Source organism: Draconibacterium sediminis, assembly GCF_000949475.1.
GTDB lineage: Bacteria > Bacteroidota > Bacteroidia > Bacteroidales > Prolixibacteraceae > Draconibacterium > Draconibacterium sediminis.
Map to the genome: position 1 here is coordinate 256,117 of NZ_JRHC01000005.1, position 18,198 is coordinate 274,314.

An 18,198-nucleotide genomic window follows, 5' to 3' on the forward strand; every position below is an offset into this window, starting at 1 on the left:
AAATTCAATGAAAATGAAAAATATATTGAAAGATTTTAAATTAGTCCTGTTTACCGTCCTGATTGTACTTGCAGGATCGTGTACAGACGACTTTGAGGAAATGAACACCGACCCGAATAGCCCGGTTGATGTTCCCGCAATAAATATATTCACTCATGCATTAGAGTCGCACATAAGCTACGAAATGGGTGGATGGATTCAGCATACTTATCTTGGACCATGGTCTCAACAATGGACCAAAGTGCAATACATTGATGAGGACAAATACATGCCTCGTAATATGGATGGTGACTTCCACGGACGTTACACAAACGCATTACAGGATTTAGCTATCATTCTTGATAAAACAAATCCTGCAAACGAAGATGGTGGTAAACCTGAGCTTTACGCTGCGGCCAAAATCTGGAAAGTGTTAATCTTTAATTTTCTTACCGATTTATGGGGCGATGTTCCTTACTCTGAAGCAAACATGGGACTTATCAGTGATAATGTAACTCCTGTTTACGATACTCAGGCGTCAATTTATGATGGTTTACTTGCTGAATTAGATGAAGCAAACAACTTGCTTACATCAACATCGTTTAACTTTGGTAGTGGCGACATCCTTTTTGGTGGAGACCCAATGATGTGGAAAAAGTTTGGCAACTCACTTCGCTTACGTATTCTTAACCGTGCTGCTGGTACACCTTGGGATTTTACTTACGACATGGTAGGTGGAACACAGGTTACAACAACTGCCGGTGTTGCTGCAATGAGCGATGCTGATTCAAAAATTGCTGCGGTATTGAGTAATCCTTCTCAGTATCCGATTATGACAAGCAACGACGATAACGCCATGTTGGATTATCCTGGGTTACCTTACCGTAATCCTATTTTCAATACTTTGTTCTCGCGTACTGATCAGGGTGTTAGTCAAACAATGATTGATTACCTGAATGCAAGAACCGATCCAAGGGTTCATATCTATGCACAGCCTATTCCTAAAAGTGTAGGTACTGATGCAATTGAATACAACGGACACCAGAATGGGTTGTCACATGCTGCTGCAACATTCCAAAACATTTCGTTATTGGGAACTGCAATTGCTTACACTGAAACTGCACCTTTATATGTGTTGTGTGCTGACGAGGTTGAGTTAATTCAGGCCGAGTATTACATGCGTGCCGGCGATGATGCGGCTGCAAAAGCACATTACGAAGCAGGTATTGCTGCTAGTATGGATCGTTGGGGATGTACTGATGGTGCTACAATTACTCCAACAAACCGCGACGGTGACGATTTGTCGGCATATAGTGTTACTGTGGACCAGGCGGCTTACCTTGCTGACCCGCTGGTTGCATGGGGTGGTTCAACGGCTGAGAAATTCCAGAAAATTATTGAGCAAAAATGGGCTGCGATGTTTGGTCAGGGTGTACAAGCCTGGATAGAAGTACGTCGTACCGGATTCCCGGCACGTATATTCGAATACGAACTGGAAGGAGCTTATTATCCTGATATGGGTATGCCTACACGTATGACTTACTCAACTGTAGAAGATACTTATAACGGAGTTAACCTTGATGCTGCTAAAGAACGTCAGGGAGTTCAAGACCTGAACGAAGGACTGTTCGGAAGCTGGGTATGGTGGAACACCAGAAGACACCCGATCCCAACAGAGATCGATCCTCCTGCTGCAGATAAGCAATAAACTTTTTTATGCAATAATTATAAGGTCCACTTTTTAGTGGACCTTATTATTTTTTAAGAGTTTTGGTAAGAAAGATTCAGAATTTTTTACCTTTAGAAAAAGTAAAAACTTATCAGATGAAGACAATTATTTCGGTAGTAGTAGTATTTTTTGTGTTTTTTTTTAATACCGCCACAATGGCACAAAGTTATATGGCCGGCGTTGATGAGTTTATCGAGTATAATAACATAAATATGGCCAATGCTCAATCGGGCAATACTTATGAGGATATAGAGGGGTCGCCATTTTTATACGGAGATTTTGTTGTGGGCCAGGTAAAGCTCAATAATGGAAAATATTACAAAGGTGAACTTCGCTACGACAATTATAAACAAAACCTTGAGTTTAAAAACGAAAAAGGAGAAGTGCTTGAAGTGCTTACGCCCGAAAAAATAACTTCGGTGGTTCTGGACGAAATTACCCTAAAGTATGTGCTAACTGATAGTCAGGGCCAGTTTTTTAGGCAACTGGTTGGCGGAGGTTATAGTTTGCTGGCATTGGATGAGGCAGAATACCAGGATCCAAAACCGGCGCGCCCTTATGTTGAGGCTACACCGGCAAAATTTATTGTAAAATCACCAGTATATTTTATTTTTAGCGCTGCAGATGGTCTGGTGGAACTAAAGAATAAAAAAAGTCTAACAACAGTTTATCCCGAGAAAGTGAAAGAGATTGGTAACTTTCTGAAGAGGGAAAAAATAAAGTTTACGAGTCAGGAGGATCTTGTAAAATTAGTGGAATATCTGAATACCCTGTAAGTTGAATAACCAACTTATACGATATACAAAGAGGTGACCAAAATGTCACATCTTTGTATATGTTTTTCTTTTTTGTACAAAATAACAGGGTCAAAGCAAAGGGCAATGCAAAAAAAAGGAGACGTGTACCTGGCACCGTCTCCCCAAAATAAATGCGCTTATAAAATTAACTATTCGGTTTCTTCCGTATCGTCTTCGCTACTTCGGCGTGTACGAACCACCTCATTGTTGGTACCAATAATTTCGACAACGGTACGGGCATACGAGCCATAAGTGGCATCGTTTAGCTGGGCCATTACATTAAGATATGGCACCACTTTTTTATTAATCAGGTCGACTACCTGTACTTTTAATGCTGAAGCATTTTCACGTGTACCTTCTTCGGCTTGTGCTTCCTCAAAACTTAATCGGTTGCTCTCGAAATTGTTTTGCGCCTCCTGCAATGCGGCTATGTACACGTCGCATTGAGGAATGAGCCGTATGTTGGTCAGTGCTTCGCTGCCCGACAAATCGGAAAGCAGCGAGTTAAGTAACGAACTTTCGCGTGTGTAACTTTCGTCTTTTATTCCCAATCCGTAATGATCAAAAATGGCCAGGATGTACAGTGCTGCATTGCGAATCGGATCATCTGGATGATGCGAAAAACTCAGCACAAATAATAAACACCATCCAATTTTCTGTCGCGAATTTCGTCGAAAGCTTTTGCTTCGCTTTTGTCTTTCATCCGTTTAATGGCTGCCGAAAACAGACTCGATAATGGTTTTAACTCTCCGAAAATAAGTTCCATGTTCGGATCGGTGTTTAGGGTTGTGGCATCGTAACCCTTGATAACTTGTGTGGTAGTGCCGTCGACCTCGGTTACACGGCTTGTTACCATTAGTAAAGGAATCATAAAATGTAATTTTTTTTTGTTAGTAGATTAACACATGCTCCTGGGTGATGATTGACATTTGAACAGGTCCTTGTGGTTTTATTGTTAACCAATTTACAACAGTTTAGCTATAAAAAGCAAATTGTTAACTGAATATATGTTCAACAACATAGCTGTTAGTCCTGATGTACATGTGTTGGACAGACATTTCACAACTAATACTTCGGCAATACATGTCGGCACGACAAAAGGTGAATGAACTGTCGGACAACGAATGTCGCTCAGACATTTGTTTGCGGAATGTTTGGACAATGAATGTCGGCCTGACATGGATATAAAAAATGCTCAGGCATCTCGCGTCCGGCAGACATTCGGTGAAAACATAACCGGGCAACGCGTGTCGGGCAAACAAAGAATGAAAAAGTTTTCGGCAGCCACGTGTCCCGTAGACGAGCCTTTGCCGGATAGCGGCTATTATTTGTCTGCCCGACAAGCCTTTGCAAACTATTTTTTACAGCTTTTGCCCAAAGTTCTGTTCCCGGCTTTTTACAGCTTATGTTTATTTCAAAAGAATTTTATTAATTTTAAAAATCCGACGATGTTATTCTTTGAAATGGTTCTTGCACACAAAATACAGCCTTGTAAAATCAATAACCAATATGGATATAAACAATATATAATCAATATAAACCTTGCACATCCGTTATAAAACATGTTAAACCAAAATACATATCACGAAGCTATGAAACAAAACATTCTAACCTTGATTCTTGCTTTATTGATTTTGGGAGGTTGTAAAACCAATAAGCCAATAACCCAAAAGCCCGTGGATTCATCAAAACCATCTGAATCTGAAATTGAGGCAGATTTGAAAAAACTAAACATCGAATACAATCATCTGGTTGTATCAAAGTATTTAGAAACTATAGAACAAACTGGCGAGATTCCGCGACTCGGATATTTAGACTGGAAACATGTTCAAACGTACTGGGATAGTATTCCTGATTTAAATAGGCTAAGAGATGATTTTGAGAATGCAAGTGTCGATTGGGAAAACTACAAAAGAGAACATGATGAAGATTATAAACAAGCATCAAATCTTTTTGAAAACAATAAAATATCACAAAAAGAATTTATGTTCCGTACTTCAAATACAGACAAGAACTTAACAAAAAAATATCCATCGGTATCGTACTGCAATCGCTTATCAATCAGGCAAACTTGGGATCAGCAGTCGAATTACCCTTAAATATATGATTGAAGATTATGATTCAAAAGGTAAGTTATTTCCAATTGACTGGATTCCCAAAAATCACTTAAACCGAATTAAAAAAGACAGTAATATTCAAAATATTTCAAACAGAATATTGACTAAACAAAGAATGTTAGAAGAAAATAAATAAACACGTTTTATAAGAAGGTACATATTATAGGGCGGAGTTGGTGCGGTCAGCACCTGTGGATTTTCGTTTCGCAGTTCCGTGTAAGCCCGACAACATGTCACAAACGATAAAACAAAAAACTAAAACACCAATGAACAAAAAAATTAAAGAACTAAACAGCGACATTGAAGCGTTACGTATAAGGGAAATTCTTGAAAGTAATAATATTCCTCACATCATCAGAAGTTTTCACGACTCGTCGTACGACGGAATATTCCAAAACCAATTAGGGTGGGGAGTACTTGAAGCAGATGAAAAGGATGTGGCAGAAATATTGGAATTGCTGAAAGATCTTTAATTCTGTGTAAGAATTAAATCTTCCGTTTCTACTTCTTAGCCGCCGGAAACAACACGTTGTTCAGTATTAAACGGTAACCCGGGGAGTTTGGGTGCTGACTCAGACCAGCTAGCTGTAATCGTTAGAGTTGAGATCATCCTTGTAAACAATTATTTAGAAAACCGATTACGAGGTGTAAAAAGACTTAAAATCTACTTTTTATTTTAGCGGATGCGTGTAAAACATAATATGTAAAATATAGATCATAAGTCAATTAGTAAATTATGTAAAAATATGATATTTAGGATGATATGGTATTGTGATATTTATAAATAAAGTTGAGTTATGCAAGGGCGATATATCAAATCGTTAAAAAAATCGCAAAAAGGTTTACAAATATTTTAAAAACACAAAAGAAATATTAATATTTGTAATACTGAAAGTAAAAAATACTTTTATGTAAGATGTAATTGTCAAGTGAAGAGGATTTGGGGGAATCCGTTGATTAATTACAAAATTAAATGCTGTTTAAATATTACTTAAAAGACTGTTTCTATGAACCAAAAATTTTACAACTTAACCTTTAGTGGTTACTAATCTTTCATTTTTTTTATATAGAAAATACGGATTACGATCTGAGACTCTAAACAGATCTGCGTTTAGATGTTGTAATTAACCGAAGTAGCTCTTAATTTGAGGACTATGTGAGGATGGGTTTGTTCTATTTTGGATAATTGTTAGATAAATTAACAATTAATACAATTTCCAGATCTACCAGATTTTAGAATAATTGTTACAAAGCATTATTGCAGTTAACAAAATATTACTTCTGTGTTAGGCAGAGTATGTATTTGATCAAGAATATTAAATACATGATCCTTAGTTGTTAAGGATTGGTGTAAGCGTATTGTCTGGCGCAATTAAATGATGTTAATAGAATATATGTTATTGATATATGGAGATTTATCATGCTGTTTAAAAAGAGTGAATGCATTAATCAATTATTTATAGTGCTCTAATTAAAAACTAAAAATTATTTCTATGAAAAAAATCATGCTAATGGTTGTAATTGTATTTTTCGCAGGGGTGCAATTGCTTCAAGCGCAGGTCAAGGAGCTCTCAGGAGTTATTGTAAGTTCTGAAGATGGTTTATCAGTACCGGGCGCCTCAGTTTCGTTAAAAGGAACAACCCTGGGAACGGTTACCGATCTGGATGGTAATTTTACCCTTATGGTTCCGAATGATGCAACAACCTTAATTGTTTCTTTTGTTGGTATGAAAACCATTGAAGTACCAATTGGAAATCAAACTACATTTCAACTGACGCTCGATCCGGATGTTTTTGGTTTGGATGAAGTTGTTGTTTCTGGTGTTGCTGGTAAAACCGAAAAGAAAAAACTTTCTGTTTCTGTAGCTTCAGTAAATGCAGAAGCTCTGGAAAAAGTGCCAGCCGGTTCAGCTGCGAGTGCTTTACAAGGAAAAGTTGCCGGTGTTTCGGTAACAAGTTTAGGACGCCCGGGAGCGGGAGCCACCATTTTGTTACGTGGCGCAGCAAATTTCTACGGGTCACAACAACCTCTGGTAATGATGGATGGTGTGTATGTTGCCGGTGGTTTAGCCGACATTAATGTCGACGATATTGCAAGTTTTGAGATTGTAAAAGGTGCGTCTGCTTCTTCATTATACGGATCACGTGCAGGTAATGGTGTGATTGTTATCACTTCTAAGCGTGGTGCTGTTGGTGCTCCGGTAGTAACTGTTCGTTCAGAAGTTGGATTTTCGCAGGTTAACAATTTTATTGACGTGAATATGTCTCACCCATTTAAACTGGCATCTGACTGGGAATCAGCGCAAGGCCAATATACAAAATACGAGGGTGTGACTTATCCAGCAGGTTTTCCAAGTATATACGCAGCCGGTGGCGAGTGGGCACTTGAAGGCGGTAGAATTGAAGAAGAAGATGGTTATTCAGATAACCCATTTGGTGTGTATTACGATTTTCAGGATCTTTTTTTCAAAAAAGGTATAAACCTTACCGAGTATGCTTCGGTTGCCGGTGGTACTGATAAATTCAAAACATTCTTCTCTGCTGAGTACAATAAGGTAGATGGTGTGCAGAAAGAAATTGAAGGTTATTTCCGTAATAGCTATCGTTTTAATGTGGATTATTACATTAACGATTGGTTGAAATTCAATGCAAGTAACCAATTCATTAGTCTTACCGATAACAGCACGTTTGGTGATTTCAGAACCATCACAAGGATTTCTCCTGATGCCAACGTTATGTATCCCAACCCGGATGGATCTCCATACTATTTCCAGCCCGACCCTTGGGAAAACGAAATCTCGAACCCGTTGTACAACGCTGCTGCTATTGATGCAAAAACGAAACAACAACGTTTCCTGGGAGGTTATAAACTGAATGTGAAATTTACAGACTTCTTAAATTTAGATGCTGAATACTCATTTGAAAACAATAACAGTCGTTACACCAGTAACTACAAATACGAAACTTATGAGCGTTCTGGTGATGAAATTGGTTTTGGTTACAGCAAGGGAAGTTTGACAAAAAACAGTTCTCTAAATCTCGTGCAAAAAGCACAGGCTACCTTAAACTTTGCCAAACAATTCGGAGAATTGGATGTGCAAGCTAAATTAAGCGGATTGGCTGAAGACAGAAGTTACGAATACTTTAGTGCGAGCGGTAGTGATTACTTATACAAAGACATTGCATCTTTGGATAATTTTGACAAGGCAAGCATTTCGGCAAATTCAAACAGAACTGCAGAACGTGCACAAAACCTTTTTGCTATTGCCGGTTTTGTTTATAAGGATCGTTACATTTTCGACGGTTTGTATCGTAAAGACGGTTCATCTTTGTTCGGTGAAAACGAACGCTGGAACGACTATTACAGGATTTCAGGAGCATATCGGATAACTGAAGATATAGCGATCCCTGGTTTCCAGGAATTGAAAATTAGTGCTGCTCATGGTACTGCAGGTCAGCGCCCCGGATTTACATGGCAATATGAAATGACCAACTTAAGTGGTGGTGTATTGTCTACTAACCGTATTAAAGGTAATCCTGATCTGAAACCATCCAAAACTGCAGAGACAGAGATTGCTTTAAGTGCTCAGTTCCTCGACAGATTTAGTTTAGATGCAGCATACTCAATACAGGAGTCTACTGATCAGTTTATGTTAGTGAATTTATTTGCTCCTGCTAATGCCGGTAAAAACCGTCAGTGGCAAAACGTAGGTAATCTGGAAACCAATACCTTCGAATTCTCATTAAACGGACAAATCATAAAATCGGGTGACTGGAACTGGGATGTAACCGTTAACTTTACTAAAACCGAATCGGAAATTACCAAGTTAAATGTTGCAGAACAAACTGTAGGCCCATCTAACGGTGAAATGTTTAAATTAAAAGAAGGAACAGAATTTGGAACCATGTACGGATACAAATTTGTTCGCGATTTGGCAACAATGGAAAAACAATTGCCTGATGGAGCCAGCATTGGTGATTACAGTATTAACAGCGATGGTGTTGTTGTTGAAACAGCTGCTATTGGTACTGTAGATGAAAAAGCATTCCTTGAAGTAGATGAGGAAGGTGTAAACAAAACACAGGAGATTGGTAACCAGAATGCAGATTGGTTTATGGGCGTTGTTTCCAATCTTTCATGGAAGAACTTTGATTTCTACACGCTATGGGATTATCGTCATGGTGGTGACATTTACAACCGGAATACACAGTGGAACGTAATTGCCGGACGTAGTGCAATTGTTGACCAGGCAGGAAAAGCAGAAAGCGATAAGAAAACAACTTTGTATTATCAATCGCTTTATGCAGTGAATCAGGATGTTGATTTTTGGGTAGAAGATGGTAGTTATTTAAAACTTAGAGAGATTTCTCTTTCGTATACCTTACGTAAAAGACAATTAGAAAATTTTGCGAGTGGATTCTTCAGAGAGCTGAAATTTAGTGCGATAGGAAGAAACATTCTTACTTTTACTGATTACTCCGGATGGGATCCTGAAGTAGCAGCGTACGATGGAGATACACAACAATACTTTAATGTGGATTCAGGAGTTTATCCGAATCAATCTTCATACTCATTCTCAGTACAATTTAAGTTTTAATATTAAAAGAGTATAGAAATGAAAGATTTTAAAAAAATAGTATTATTCGCGGTGGTATTGCTTTTTGCGGTATCGTGTGAAGATTTTTCTCTGGATCTTGAAGTACAGAACTACGAGCATCCAAACGACAATATTTTGACATCTGATCCAGTGGCATTAACCGCTGCTGCAGGGGGTATTTTGAACAACTGGTATATGACAGTTCACGACTATGGTGGCCCGGCTATGATGATGCAAACCATGGCTGATGTTTCTACGTGTTCTTGGGGAAACGTAGGTATGAATGATATGTCGGGCGAACCAAGAGCGGCCTGGAATAATTCACCGTCTTATGGTAACGGCTATGCCACCAATGATTATTTTAATTCATTATATGCTGTTTTATCCGATGCCAATACCCTGGTGGCAGCAGCTGAAAAAGGTACTGAATTTGAGAATCCCGATTTGGTAAAAATGATCGGTAAAACTGGTCAGGCTTTTGCAATAGGTTATTTAGCATTGGTTTTCGACCGTGTATGGTTATCGGATGAAAATGGAGCTATTAACGAAGATGGTTCTTCGAGCGATTATAAAGAAGCAATGACTTTTGCTCTTGAAAAGTTAGACGATGCCATTGCTATTGCGAAATCGAGCGGTGTTGATGTGCCTGAAACCTGGTTGCCAGGAGGAAATAATGGCAATGCCGTATTTACACAATTCCTGAATAGTATGGGGGCCCGTATGTTGGTAGGAAACGTACGTAATAAAGCTCAAAAAGGAAGCATCAACTGGGACAAAGTATTGTCTTACACCAACAACGGTTTAACTGACGACTTTACCATTTTTATGGACGATGATGTTTGGTATGATCTTGCACCGAAAACCTATTTGGTATATCCCGGTTGGGGACGTGTTGATATGCGTGTTGTCAATATGATGGATCCGAATACTCCGGCATACTGGCCTGATGGTGAAGTTACTTTGCCTGAGTCAACTTCAGATGATGCCCGTTTGCTATCTGATTACCAGTATTTGTCTAGTCAAAACTTTAATCCAACAAGGGGAACCTATCACTATAGTACTTACCGTTATTCTCGCTATGATTATTACATAAGCGATTGGGTAACAGATGTAACAGAATATTCAGCATCGGAAAACGATATGTACAAAGCTGAAGCCTTATTACAAAAAGGAAGTTTGACTGAGGCAGCTCAAGTGATTAATGATGGTACACGTACAGTAAGAGGCCAGTTACCTCCGGTTGACGCCAATGCTGATGATATTGCAAATGCAATTCACTACGAAAGATTGGTAGAATTTGCTTATACAGGTATGTCACTTTCATTCTTTGAAATGAGGAAAGAAGACTTGTTGCAAAAAGGAACTCCTTTACATTTTCCTGTTCCGGGGAAAGCATTAGAAGCTATTCCTGAAGAGAACTATACATATGGAGGAAGTCAAGGGGTAGCCGGAGAAGATTACTCTAACGGTGGTTGGAGATAATACTCACCTGTATTATTTAACGAAATAAATGAGAATGGATTGGTTTTTGGGCCAGTTCATTCTCAAACTTGATAATTCAAGTTGAAGATCCCAGCCGGGAGGTATAACTCACTCTACATTTACTCACAATTACCCTTCGTAGAATTTATAAATCCTCCCGGTTTTTTTCATTTTTTCAGGAAAATTTATTTGTGAGCTTGGCCCAAATCACTTTGTGGTATCAATGTTTTCTACGTCTTCCGTTTCTTCTTCTTAGCTGCCGGAAACAACACATTATTTAAAATCAGCCTATAGCCCGGTGAGTTGGGGTGCAGGCTTAGGTCGGTTGGCGGGTCGCCAATCAGGTGGCGGTAGTCTTCGGGATCGTGTCCACCGTAAAATGTCCAGAATCCTTTACCTTTCTCGCCATGAATATAACGTGCTTCGTTGGCCGGTTTGTTTTCACCCAATACCAGCACATTCGATTTTAGCACTTCTTTGCGGTACGCTGTTGTTTGCCCCATAAAACCTTTAATCAGGTTGCGGTGGTTTTGGCAAAGCATGGTGGGTATCGGGTCCCACTTGGCTGAAAAATCAAACAGGGTAAAGTAATCGTTTTCGCGGGCTACATGCCGGTGGTCGGTAGCATCAATATTCGAAAACTCGTACACATACGGGCTTTTTTCCAGCTTAAAATTCTCGAATGCAAAGGTGTTGTGGAAATCGAGCTTTTCATCAACGTTGGCTTCCATCGGGTCGCCATCAAACATGTTTTCGCAAATATCAACACCCACTGCTGCCAGCGAAATATCGTACGTATCGGTAGCGGCACACATGGCAAACAGGAAACCGCCGTTCTGCACGTATTTCTGTATTTCGCGTGTAACAAACGATTTCATTTCCGACACCTTCATAAATCCCAGTTTTTGTGCCAGCTGTTTGTTAATGCTCACTTCCTCCTGGTACCACGGCATGTGCTGGTACGAGCGCCAGAATTTGCCAAACTGCCCCGTAAAATCTTCGTGGTGCAGGTGCAGCCAGTCGTAATCTTTCAGGTTGCCGTTTAGTATTTCTTCGTCGTAAATAATATCGTAGTTAATTTCAGCGTAGGTTAAAACCATGGTCACGGCATCGTCCCAGGGTTGTTTGTTGGGTGGCGAATACACCGCAATTTTCGGCGCTTTATTCATTGCCACGGCATCCTGATTCATATCGGGCTGGGCAATTTCATTTAAAATTCCCGAAGCCTGTGCATCGCTAATCACCTCGAAACTAACACCACGAATTACACACTCATTTTCAATCTCGGGGTAGTGCTGCATTAAAAAACTGCCTCCGCGGTAGTTAAGCAACCATTTTACCTCAATATCCTGTTCCAGCACCCAATAGGCAATGCCGTACGATTTCAGGTGATCCTTTTGCATTTCGTCCATTGGAACGAGCAGCGAAACGGCTCCGGCATGCAATGCCATGAAGAGCAGTACCGGCAAAAGGAATATTTTTATGAGTGTGCGCATGTTGTTTTTGTATTAGTACAGCGAAACGGGCTTTTGGTTCAACTTGATTTGCGAATGATGATTAACGAATTTTGATTTCAGAAGAGGTTTCATGTTTTACATGTATTTTTTTATCTCAAATCTGCAATCGTTAATCAACATTCTATATTCATCATTCTGCATTCATCCTTAATCCTTCCTAAAACGGAGCGTCGCTGGTTGAGGAGTGCTGACTGTCGAATCCGCTGTTTGTTGTCATTCCGGCCGCCAGGTTGTCATCGTCTTCATTCATTGAGGAGCCAAAAGTTTGGACCTCTTGGGAGAAATCTCCCGAATCGAATTGCGGATCGAGATCGGAGAAGCGAGCCATTTCTTTCTGGAAACGCAGCGGAACATCGGCAGTGGCACCGTTACGGTGTTTTGCAATGATCAACTCAGCAATTCCCAGCAGCGAATTACCCGATTCATCTTCGGTAATACCAAAGTACTCAGGGCGGTGAATAAAACACACGATATCGGCATCCTGCTCAATCGCTCCCGATTCACGAAGATCGGACAGCTGTGGACGTTTGCCTTCACGCGATTCAACAGCACGGCTCAACTGCGACAGGGCGATAATCGGTACGTCCAGCTCCTTTGCAATGGCTTTTAGCGATCGCGAGATCATACTTACTTCCTGTTCACGACTTCCGCGCGTGTCGGTACCGGCTGTCATCAGCTGCAGGTAGTCGACAATGATAATGTCAACATCGTGCTGCATTTTTAAGCGGCGGCATTTTGCCCTGAATTCAAAAATCGAAAGGGCAGGCGTATCATCGATAAAAATAGGTGCTTCGTCAAGCGTTTTTATTCGCTGGTTTAGCTGCGCCCATTCGTAATCTTCCAGTTTCCCGGTTTTAATTTTTTCACCACCCAATTCCGACTCTGCCGATATTAAACGGTTTACCAACTGCAACGACGACATCTCGAGCGAGAAAATAGCCACTGCCTGACGGTGATCAACAGCCATGTTTCGGGCCATCGATAACACGAAGGCTGTTTTACCCATTGCAGGACGTGCAGCCAGAATAACCAGTGCCGAGCGTTCCCAACCCGATGTAATCCGGTCTACCGCAGTAAATCCTGATGGTACGCCACTTAATCCGTCGGGCTTGCTACGTGCAGCCTCAATTTGCAGCACTGCCTGGTTCAGGATGGGTTTAATCGGTACGGTCTCTTTCTTTATATTTCCTTCGGATACCTGGAACAATGCCGACTCTGAAAAGTCAATGAGGTCGTCAACGTCGATGGTATCGTCGTATGCTTTTGTCTGAATTTCGGAAGAAACACGAATCAACTCGCGCTGCATAAATTTTTGCGCAATAATACGTGCGTGAAATTCGATGTGTGCAGCCGAAGCAACACGGCGGGTAAGCTGGGTAATGTAACCCGGTCCGCCAACTTCGTCAAGCTGGTTACGGTCTTTTAACTCCTGTGTTACCATTAACAAATCGACAGGCTTTTCCTTTCCCGAAAGGGTTTTAATTGCATCGAATATTTTTCGGTGTTCTTCTTTGTAAAAACTGTTTGAATCAATAGTATCGGCAACCGTAACGTAAGCGTCGCGCTCAAGCATTAGTGCTCCAAGCACAGCTTCCTCAACATCAACTGCCTGAGGTGGTAATTGTCCGTATTGGGCGTTGATTTGCTCTATCGTGTTTTGTTGTTGATTGGTTTTCTTTCGTTGTGCCATATTGTTTCTGTGTGCATATAAAATTTACCGCTCCGTTAGTAGTAACGGATGTCAAAAATAGAAATTTACCTTGCCTGATACAAGATATTAAGCGCTCTATTATCAACCAGCGCTATTCACAATTGTTGATAGTTTTCTATCCTAATTTTTCCTCAATGATTTGAGTAATAATGTCTTTAAGCGTGCTTCCCATTGCCCTGATTTGTTGCGGAATAAAGCTGGTAGCAGTCATTCCGGGCGTAGTATTTACCTCAAGGAAATAGAATTCGTCCCCCTGCAAAATAAAGTCGATTCGAACGATTCCGGAACATTCGCATAAGTCGTAAATCTTAGAAGTGAGCTCCTGGCACTTTTTGAAGAGCGGTTCGGGTAACCTTGCAGGGGTAATTTCCTGTGTAGCTCCCGGCGTGTATTTTGCTTCGAAATCAAAAAACTCATTTTGCGGAATTACTTCGGTAATCGGGAAAACCACTTTTTCACCCTTCAGGCGAACGGCACCACAGGTAAACTCGTGTCCATCGATAAATTGTTCCACCAGCGCTTCGTCGCTTTCTTGCCATGCCTTTTCAATGGCGGCTTTTACTTCGCCGGTTTCTTTAACTTTGGTAATTCCAAAGCTTGAACCTCCGGCATTTGGTTTTACGAAAATGGGCAGTCCAAGGTCTTTAACAATGGCTTCGGCATCAATAGCTTCGCCTTTTGTGAATTTCTTTGAAATGGCCATTTTTATGCCGTGCGAGCGCAGGTAGTTGTTACAAAACCACTTGTTAAAAGTAAGCGACGACGCATGAACGTTGCAGCTGGAGTAGGGAACTTTCAGTAATTCGAAATAAGCTTGTAAAATCCCGTCTTCACCAGGTGTTCCGTGAATGGTAATGTAGGCAAAATCGAATTTTATCTTTTCGTTGTTTATGGTAAAACTAAAATCCGATTTGTCGATATCGGCAATTTTCTCTTCGTTTTGAAAAACTTCCCAGTTTAATCCCTGCATTTGAACTAACCACGGGGTGAATTTCTCGCTATCGACAGCTTTTAAAACGTTTGCTCCGCTTTTTACGGACACTACAAATTCCGATGAATCGCCTCCGGCAATTACGGCTATGTTGGGTTTGTTGATCTTACTCATTTCTGTTTGCTATATAATTTTCCCATTTATCAATTGCGGTAGCCATGTCTTCAGGCAGTTCCGAATTGAATAACATTTTTTCTCCTGTTGTTGGATGAATAAATCCGAGTGTTTTGGCATGCAGTGCCTGGCGGGGCAACACTTTAAAACAGTTTTGTACAAACTGTCGGTATTTGCTGAATGTGGTCCCGCGCAGAATCTGATCGCCACCGTAGTTGCTGTCGTTAAACAGTGTGTGGTTAATGTGCTTCATGTGCACCCTTATCTGGTGTGTGCGCCCGGTTTCAAGGCGGCATTCTACCAGTGTAACATAACCAATGCGGCGCAGCACTTTGTAATGCGTAACGGCATGTTTACCATGATCTTCTTCAGGGAATACGGTAAAAACCTGCCTGTTTTTCAGGCTGCGACCAATGTGCCCGGTTATGGTACCTTCATCTTCTTTTACACTTCCCCAAACCAGTGCGTGATAACGACGCTCGGTGGTTTTCTCGAAAAACTGTAGCGCCAGTTTATTTTTTGCCAGTTCGGTTTTGGCAACCACCAGCAGTCCCGATGTGTCTTTGTCGATCCGGTGAACCAGTCCCGGCCGGGGATCTTCACTATTAAACAACGGGAGATCGCGGAAATACCAGGCCAATGCGTTTACCAAAGTTCCCGTATAGTTACCATGTCCGGGATGTACCACAAGGCCCGGTGGTTTATTTATCACGATCAGCTGATCGTCTTCGTAAACAATATCGAGCGGAATATCTTCGGGGATGATCTTTAGCTCACGCCTCGGAAAATCCATTACGATCAATATTTCCTCGTTGGGTTTTATCTTGTAATTGGGCTTTACGGGTTTTCCGTCCACCAGAATATTTCCCGCATCGGCAGCAGCCTGAATGCGGCTTCGCGAGGCATTGTCTAATCTGTTTGAAAGAAATTTATCGATGCGCAGGGGAGATTGCCCCGGATCGACTGATAAACGGTAATGTTCGTATAGCCCGTTTTCTTCCAGTTCTTCGTTTTCCTGATTGTAATCTTCCATTATTAAAAATTTCTTTCGTAAGCCTGGTTAATAATTGTAGTGTCGTTGGTTAACCAGATATCAACCGATGAACCCAGATTTACCTGTTTTGTAAATTGCGGATTTGGTTGTTGTTTCCATATTCTTGCACTGGCCGAGTCTTCGGCAGTTTCTGCAGTTTCGTCGTAAATAACAGCGCCCATATTTAGCATGGCGTCGGTAATGGTCGACTTTGCTTCATCCAGTGAAAAGCCAGTGAGGTTAGGTAAAGTTGTTTGCATATTTCCCTGGCTTCGGCCTACAACCAAATCAATAGCTGAACCTTTAACGATTTTATCGCCTTCATAAATTTCAACCGAATCCTGTAGCGATTTTAACACCAGGTCGTTATATTCCGATGGCTGGTAAGAAATAATTCCCACCTGTAATCCGGTGCTTTCGATAAGTACCTGTGCCTGACGGAAAGAAATGTCGGTTAAACGCGGCAAGACAACTTTTTCGGGCTCGTTTGAGTTTATGGTAACGCGGATCACTCGGTTTTCTTTTACATGTGAATTGGCCAGTGGCAATTGGTCGACCACAGTGCCCGGCTCAAAATTTTTGTTGTAAACCGAATCGATTACTTCCACGCGCAGCTTATTGGCTTCAGCGCTGGCCGTAGCTTCATCCATACTCAAACCTGTTAATGCTGGAACCGGATAGGAAATTCCATGTTGGGTGTAAAGTTTTAAACCTCTCAGTGTTATAAAAAAGAGAAGTGCCACAAGTCCGATAGCAATTAACAGGTGCTTTACAAAAGCACGGCTGGTGATAAATTTTCCTAAACTCATTTTTTTGTACAGTACTTATTTAAGAGAACAAAAATAAGTCAAAAAAAGTATGATGAAAGGATTTCGGCGTTAAACAAATTTCAAATATGGAATAAAATGATATTGGGAGTTTGGTTTGGAGAAGCCGCTTTACAAACATGCATAAACACGAAAAGGTAAAGAACTGAATTCTTTACCTTCCCGCAAAATGTAACAAGATAAAATGAATTATCTCTTATGTCTTGGCTCGTCTGAGACGCTAAGTTTTTTTCTACCTTTTGCTCTACGGGCTTTTAATACTTTACGACCGTTTGCAGTCGACATTCTTTCTCTAAAGCCGTGCTTGTTCTTTCTTTTTCTATTCGATGGTTGAAATGTACGTTTCATTTCTATAAAGTTTTACTTGTTTCTATTCAGAATTTTCGGACTGCAAAAATAGTGCTTTTTTTAATTCTTCCAAAAAGTTAAACACTTTTTTCTGTAAAAATACACCTTGTGTGTTTATTTCTATTAATCAGTATTTTATCTGCGCAAAGAAAAGCATTTTTTCAGCGTTCACGATTCTTTATCAATAAAATTGTTCTGAAAGCTTTAGAATGCAGTTGTGGTGCCTTGTTTAGCCGTTCACAATTTTCTATTTATCCTTTTTTACCGAGAACCGGAAACCAATACCATGGAGGTTAATGATTTTTACCGAAGGATCGGCTTTAAAATATTTCCTCAGGCGCGAGATAAAAACATCGAGGCTGCGTCCCAGAAAATAATCGTCGGAACCCCAAACGTTTTCCAGAATCTCGTTACGGCTAAGCACTTTGTTGGCATTTTTGGCAAAAAAGCGAATCAGTTCAGCCTCTTTAAGTGTAAGGTTGCGGGTGTCTCCGTTGGATGTTAGCGAAAGATCGTCGAAATGAAAATCGAACTTCCCGATTTTTAAAACGCTCGACGATTCAGTATCGATTGGCTGCGACTGGCTACGTTTTAAAAATATCTTGATTTTTAAAAGCAGCTCTTCCATGCTAAACGGCTTGGGTATGTAATCGTCGCCACCTATGGTAAGCCCGGTAATTTTATCTTCGGTCATACTGCGAGCCGTTAAAAAGATAATCGGTACCTGGTCGTTGGTTTTACGTATGGTTTCGGCCACCTGAAAACCATCAATTTTTGGTAGCATAACATCAAGCACAATCAGGTCGAAGCTGTTTTGCCCGAAAAGTTCTAGTGCAATTTCGCCATCGGCAGCTACTTCAACATCGTAGCCGTGCTCCGCTAAATTATCTTTTACTATAAAACGAAGCGCCTCGTCGTCTTCAACCAATAATATTTTAAATGAATTGCTGCTCAT

At 40.6% G+C, this 18,198-nt stretch carries 16 protein-coding genes; 7 read left to right on the forward strand and 9 right to left on the reverse strand.

Annotated elements, in window-relative coordinates; translation table 11 throughout:
- Window positions 1-13 precede the first annotated feature (13 nt).
- Together LH29_RS17810 and LH29_RS17815 are read left to right on the forward strand one after the other, a co-directional pair.
- Complete coding sequence (locus LH29_RS17810) at window positions 14-1,687, forward strand: SusD/RagB family nutrient-binding outer membrane lipoprotein (protein WP_198152495.1); 1,674 nt, start codon at window positions 14-16, stop codon at window positions 1,685-1,687.
- Between the two features lie 116 nt (window positions 1,688-1,803).
- A complete protein-coding gene (locus tag LH29_RS17815; protein WP_157493751.1) occupies window positions 1,804-2,484 on the forward strand; it encodes a hypothetical protein in 681 nt (226 codons plus the stop codon).
- A gap of 170 nt (window positions 2,485-2,654) precedes the next feature.
- Here the strand turns inward: LH29_RS17815 and LH29_RS17820 are convergent, their stop codons facing one another.
- Together LH29_RS17820 and LH29_RS17825 are read right to left on the reverse strand one after the other, a co-directional pair.
- Window positions 2,655-3,137 (reverse strand): DUF6261 family protein, encoded by a 483-nt coding sequence (locus LH29_RS17820; protein ID WP_045032394.1) that lies wholly within the window; start codon window positions 3,135-3,137, stop codon window positions 2,655-2,657.
- Complete coding sequence (locus LH29_RS17825) at window positions 3,131-3,376, reverse strand: hypothetical protein (protein WP_157493752.1); 246 nt, start codon at window positions 3,374-3,376, stop codon at window positions 3,131-3,133. The genes LH29_RS17820 and LH29_RS17825 overlap by 7 nt, the downstream gene beginning before the upstream one ends.
- A 307-nt stretch (window positions 3,377-3,683) precedes the next feature.
- Between LH29_RS17825 and LH29_RS17830 the strand changes: the two genes are divergently transcribed.
- The 5 genes from LH29_RS17830 to LH29_RS17850 all read left to right on the forward strand — a co-directional run bounded on the left by LH29_RS17830 (window position 3,684) and on the right by LH29_RS17850 (window position 10,702).
- Window positions 3,684-4,064 (forward strand): hypothetical protein, encoded by a 381-nt coding sequence (locus tag LH29_RS17830; RefSeq protein WP_045032398.1) that lies wholly within the window; start codon window positions 3,684-3,686, stop codon window positions 4,062-4,064.
- A gap of 33 nt (window positions 4,065-4,097) precedes the next feature.
- Window positions 4,098-4,604 (forward strand): hypothetical protein, encoded by a 507-nt coding sequence (locus tag LH29_RS17835; RefSeq protein ID WP_157493753.1) that lies wholly within the window; start codon window positions 4,098-4,100, stop codon window positions 4,602-4,604.
- Between the two features lie 284 nt (window positions 4,605-4,888).
- Window positions 4,889-5,095 carry a hypothetical protein gene (locus LH29_RS17840; RefSeq protein WP_045032791.1) on the forward strand — a complete coding sequence of 69 codons (207 nt, stop codon included), beginning with the start codon at window positions 4,889-4,891 and terminating at the stop codon, window positions 5,093-5,095.
- Window positions 5,096-6,115: 1,020 nt separating this feature from the next.
- Window positions 6,116-9,220 carry a SusC/RagA family TonB-linked outer membrane protein gene (locus LH29_RS17845; RefSeq protein ID WP_045032402.1) on the forward strand — a complete coding sequence of 1,035 codons (3,105 nt, stop codon included), beginning with the start codon at window positions 6,116-6,118 and terminating at the stop codon, window positions 9,218-9,220.
- 18 nt (window positions 9,221-9,238) lie between these two features.
- Entirely contained in the window at window positions 9,239-10,702 is a 1,464-nt protein-coding gene (locus tag LH29_RS17850; RefSeq protein ID WP_045032404.1) for a RagB/SusD family nutrient uptake outer membrane protein, read from the forward strand.
- A 230-nt stretch (window positions 10,703-10,932) separates the two neighbouring features.
- Here the strand turns inward: LH29_RS17850 and LH29_RS17855 are convergent, their stop codons facing one another.
- From LH29_RS17855 to LH29_RS17880, 7 genes are all read right to left on the reverse strand, one after another.
- Entirely contained in the window at window positions 10,933-12,198 is a 1,266-nt protein-coding gene (locus tag LH29_RS17855) for a hypothetical protein (RefSeq protein ID WP_045032406.1), read from the reverse strand.
- A 178-nt stretch (window positions 12,199-12,376) separates the two neighbouring features.
- Window positions 12,377-13,909, reverse strand: a complete 1,533-nt coding sequence (dnaB, locus tag LH29_RS17860) for a replicative DNA helicase (RefSeq protein ID WP_045032408.1) — start codon at window positions 13,907-13,909, stop codon at window positions 12,377-12,379.
- Between the two features lie 136 nt (window positions 13,910-14,045).
- Window positions 14,046-15,035: a D-alanine--D-alanine ligase gene (locus LH29_RS17865; RefSeq protein ID WP_045032410.1), complete on the reverse strand. Its 990-nt coding sequence runs from the start codon at window positions 15,033-15,035 to the stop codon at window positions 14,046-14,048.
- Window positions 15,028-16,068 carry an RluA family pseudouridine synthase gene (locus LH29_RS17870; RefSeq protein WP_045032412.1) on the reverse strand — a complete coding sequence of 347 codons (1,041 nt, stop codon included), beginning with the start codon at window positions 16,066-16,068 and terminating at the stop codon, window positions 15,028-15,030. The genes LH29_RS17865 and LH29_RS17870 overlap by 8 nt, the downstream gene beginning before the upstream one ends.
- Window positions 16,069-16,070: 2 nt before the next feature.
- Complete coding sequence (locus LH29_RS17875; RefSeq protein ID WP_045032414.1) at window positions 16,071-16,877, reverse strand: PASTA domain-containing protein; 807 nt, start codon at window positions 16,875-16,877, stop codon at window positions 16,071-16,073.
- A gap of 207 nt (window positions 16,878-17,084) precedes the next feature.
- Window positions 17,085-17,243 carry a 50S ribosomal protein L34 gene (gene rpmH, locus LH29_RS24335; protein ID WP_074780230.1) on the reverse strand — a complete coding sequence of 53 codons (159 nt, stop codon included), beginning with the start codon at window positions 17,241-17,243 and terminating at the stop codon, window positions 17,085-17,087.
- Between the two features lie 247 nt (window positions 17,244-17,490).
- Window positions 17,491-18,198 carry a response regulator transcription factor gene (locus LH29_RS17880; RefSeq protein WP_045032416.1) on the reverse strand — a complete coding sequence of 236 codons (708 nt, stop codon included), beginning with the start codon at window positions 18,196-18,198 and terminating at the stop codon, window positions 17,491-17,493.

Coding starts and splice junctions, on each gene's coding strand:
- LH29_RS17810 (WP_198152495.1), top strand. CDS start 14: ATGAAAAATATATTGAAAGATTTTAAATTAGTCCTGTTTACCGTCCTG.
- LH29_RS17815 (WP_157493751.1), top strand. CDS start 1,804: ATGAAGACAATTATTTCGGTAGTAGTAGTATTTTTTGTGTTTTTTTTT.
- LH29_RS17825 (WP_157493752.1), bottom strand. CDS start 3,376: ATGATTCCTTTACTAATGGTAACAAGCCGTGTAACCGAGGTCGACGGC.
- LH29_RS17830 (WP_045032398.1), top strand. CDS start 3,684: ATGGATATAAAAAATGCTCAGGCATCTCGCGTCCGGCAGACATTCGGT.
- LH29_RS17835 (WP_157493753.1), top strand. CDS start 4,098: ATGAAACAAAACATTCTAACCTTGATTCTTGCTTTATTGATTTTGGGA.
- LH29_RS17840 (WP_045032791.1), top strand. CDS start 4,889: ATGAACAAAAAAATTAAAGAACTAAACAGCGACATTGAAGCGTTACGT.
- LH29_RS17845 (WP_045032402.1), top strand. CDS start 6,116: ATGAAAAAAATCATGCTAATGGTTGTAATTGTATTTTTCGCAGGGGTG.
- LH29_RS17850 (WP_045032404.1), top strand. CDS start 9,239: ATGAAAGATTTTAAAAAAATAGTATTATTCGCGGTGGTATTGCTTTTT.
- LH29_RS17855 (WP_045032406.1), bottom strand. CDS start 12,198: ATGCGCACACTCATAAAAATATTCCTTTTGCCGGTACTGCTCTTCATG.
- dnaB (WP_045032408.1), bottom strand. CDS start 13,909: ATGGCACAACGAAAGAAAACCAATCAACAACAAAACACGATAGAGCAA.
- LH29_RS17865 (WP_045032410.1), bottom strand. CDS start 15,035: ATGAGTAAGATCAACAAACCCAACATAGCCGTAATTGCCGGAGGCGAT.
- LH29_RS17870 (WP_045032412.1), bottom strand. CDS start 16,068: ATGGAAGATTACAATCAGGAAAACGAAGAACTGGAAGAAAACGGGCTA.
- LH29_RS17875 (WP_045032414.1), bottom strand. CDS start 16,877: ATGAGTTTAGGAAAATTTATCACCAGCCGTGCTTTTGTAAAGCACCTG.
- rpmH (WP_074780230.1), bottom strand. CDS start 17,243: ATGAAACGTACATTTCAACCATCGAATAGAAAAAGAAAGAACAAGCAC.
- LH29_RS17880 (WP_045032416.1), bottom strand. CDS start 18,198: ATGAGCAGCAATTCATTTAAAATATTATTGGTTGAAGACGACGAGGCG.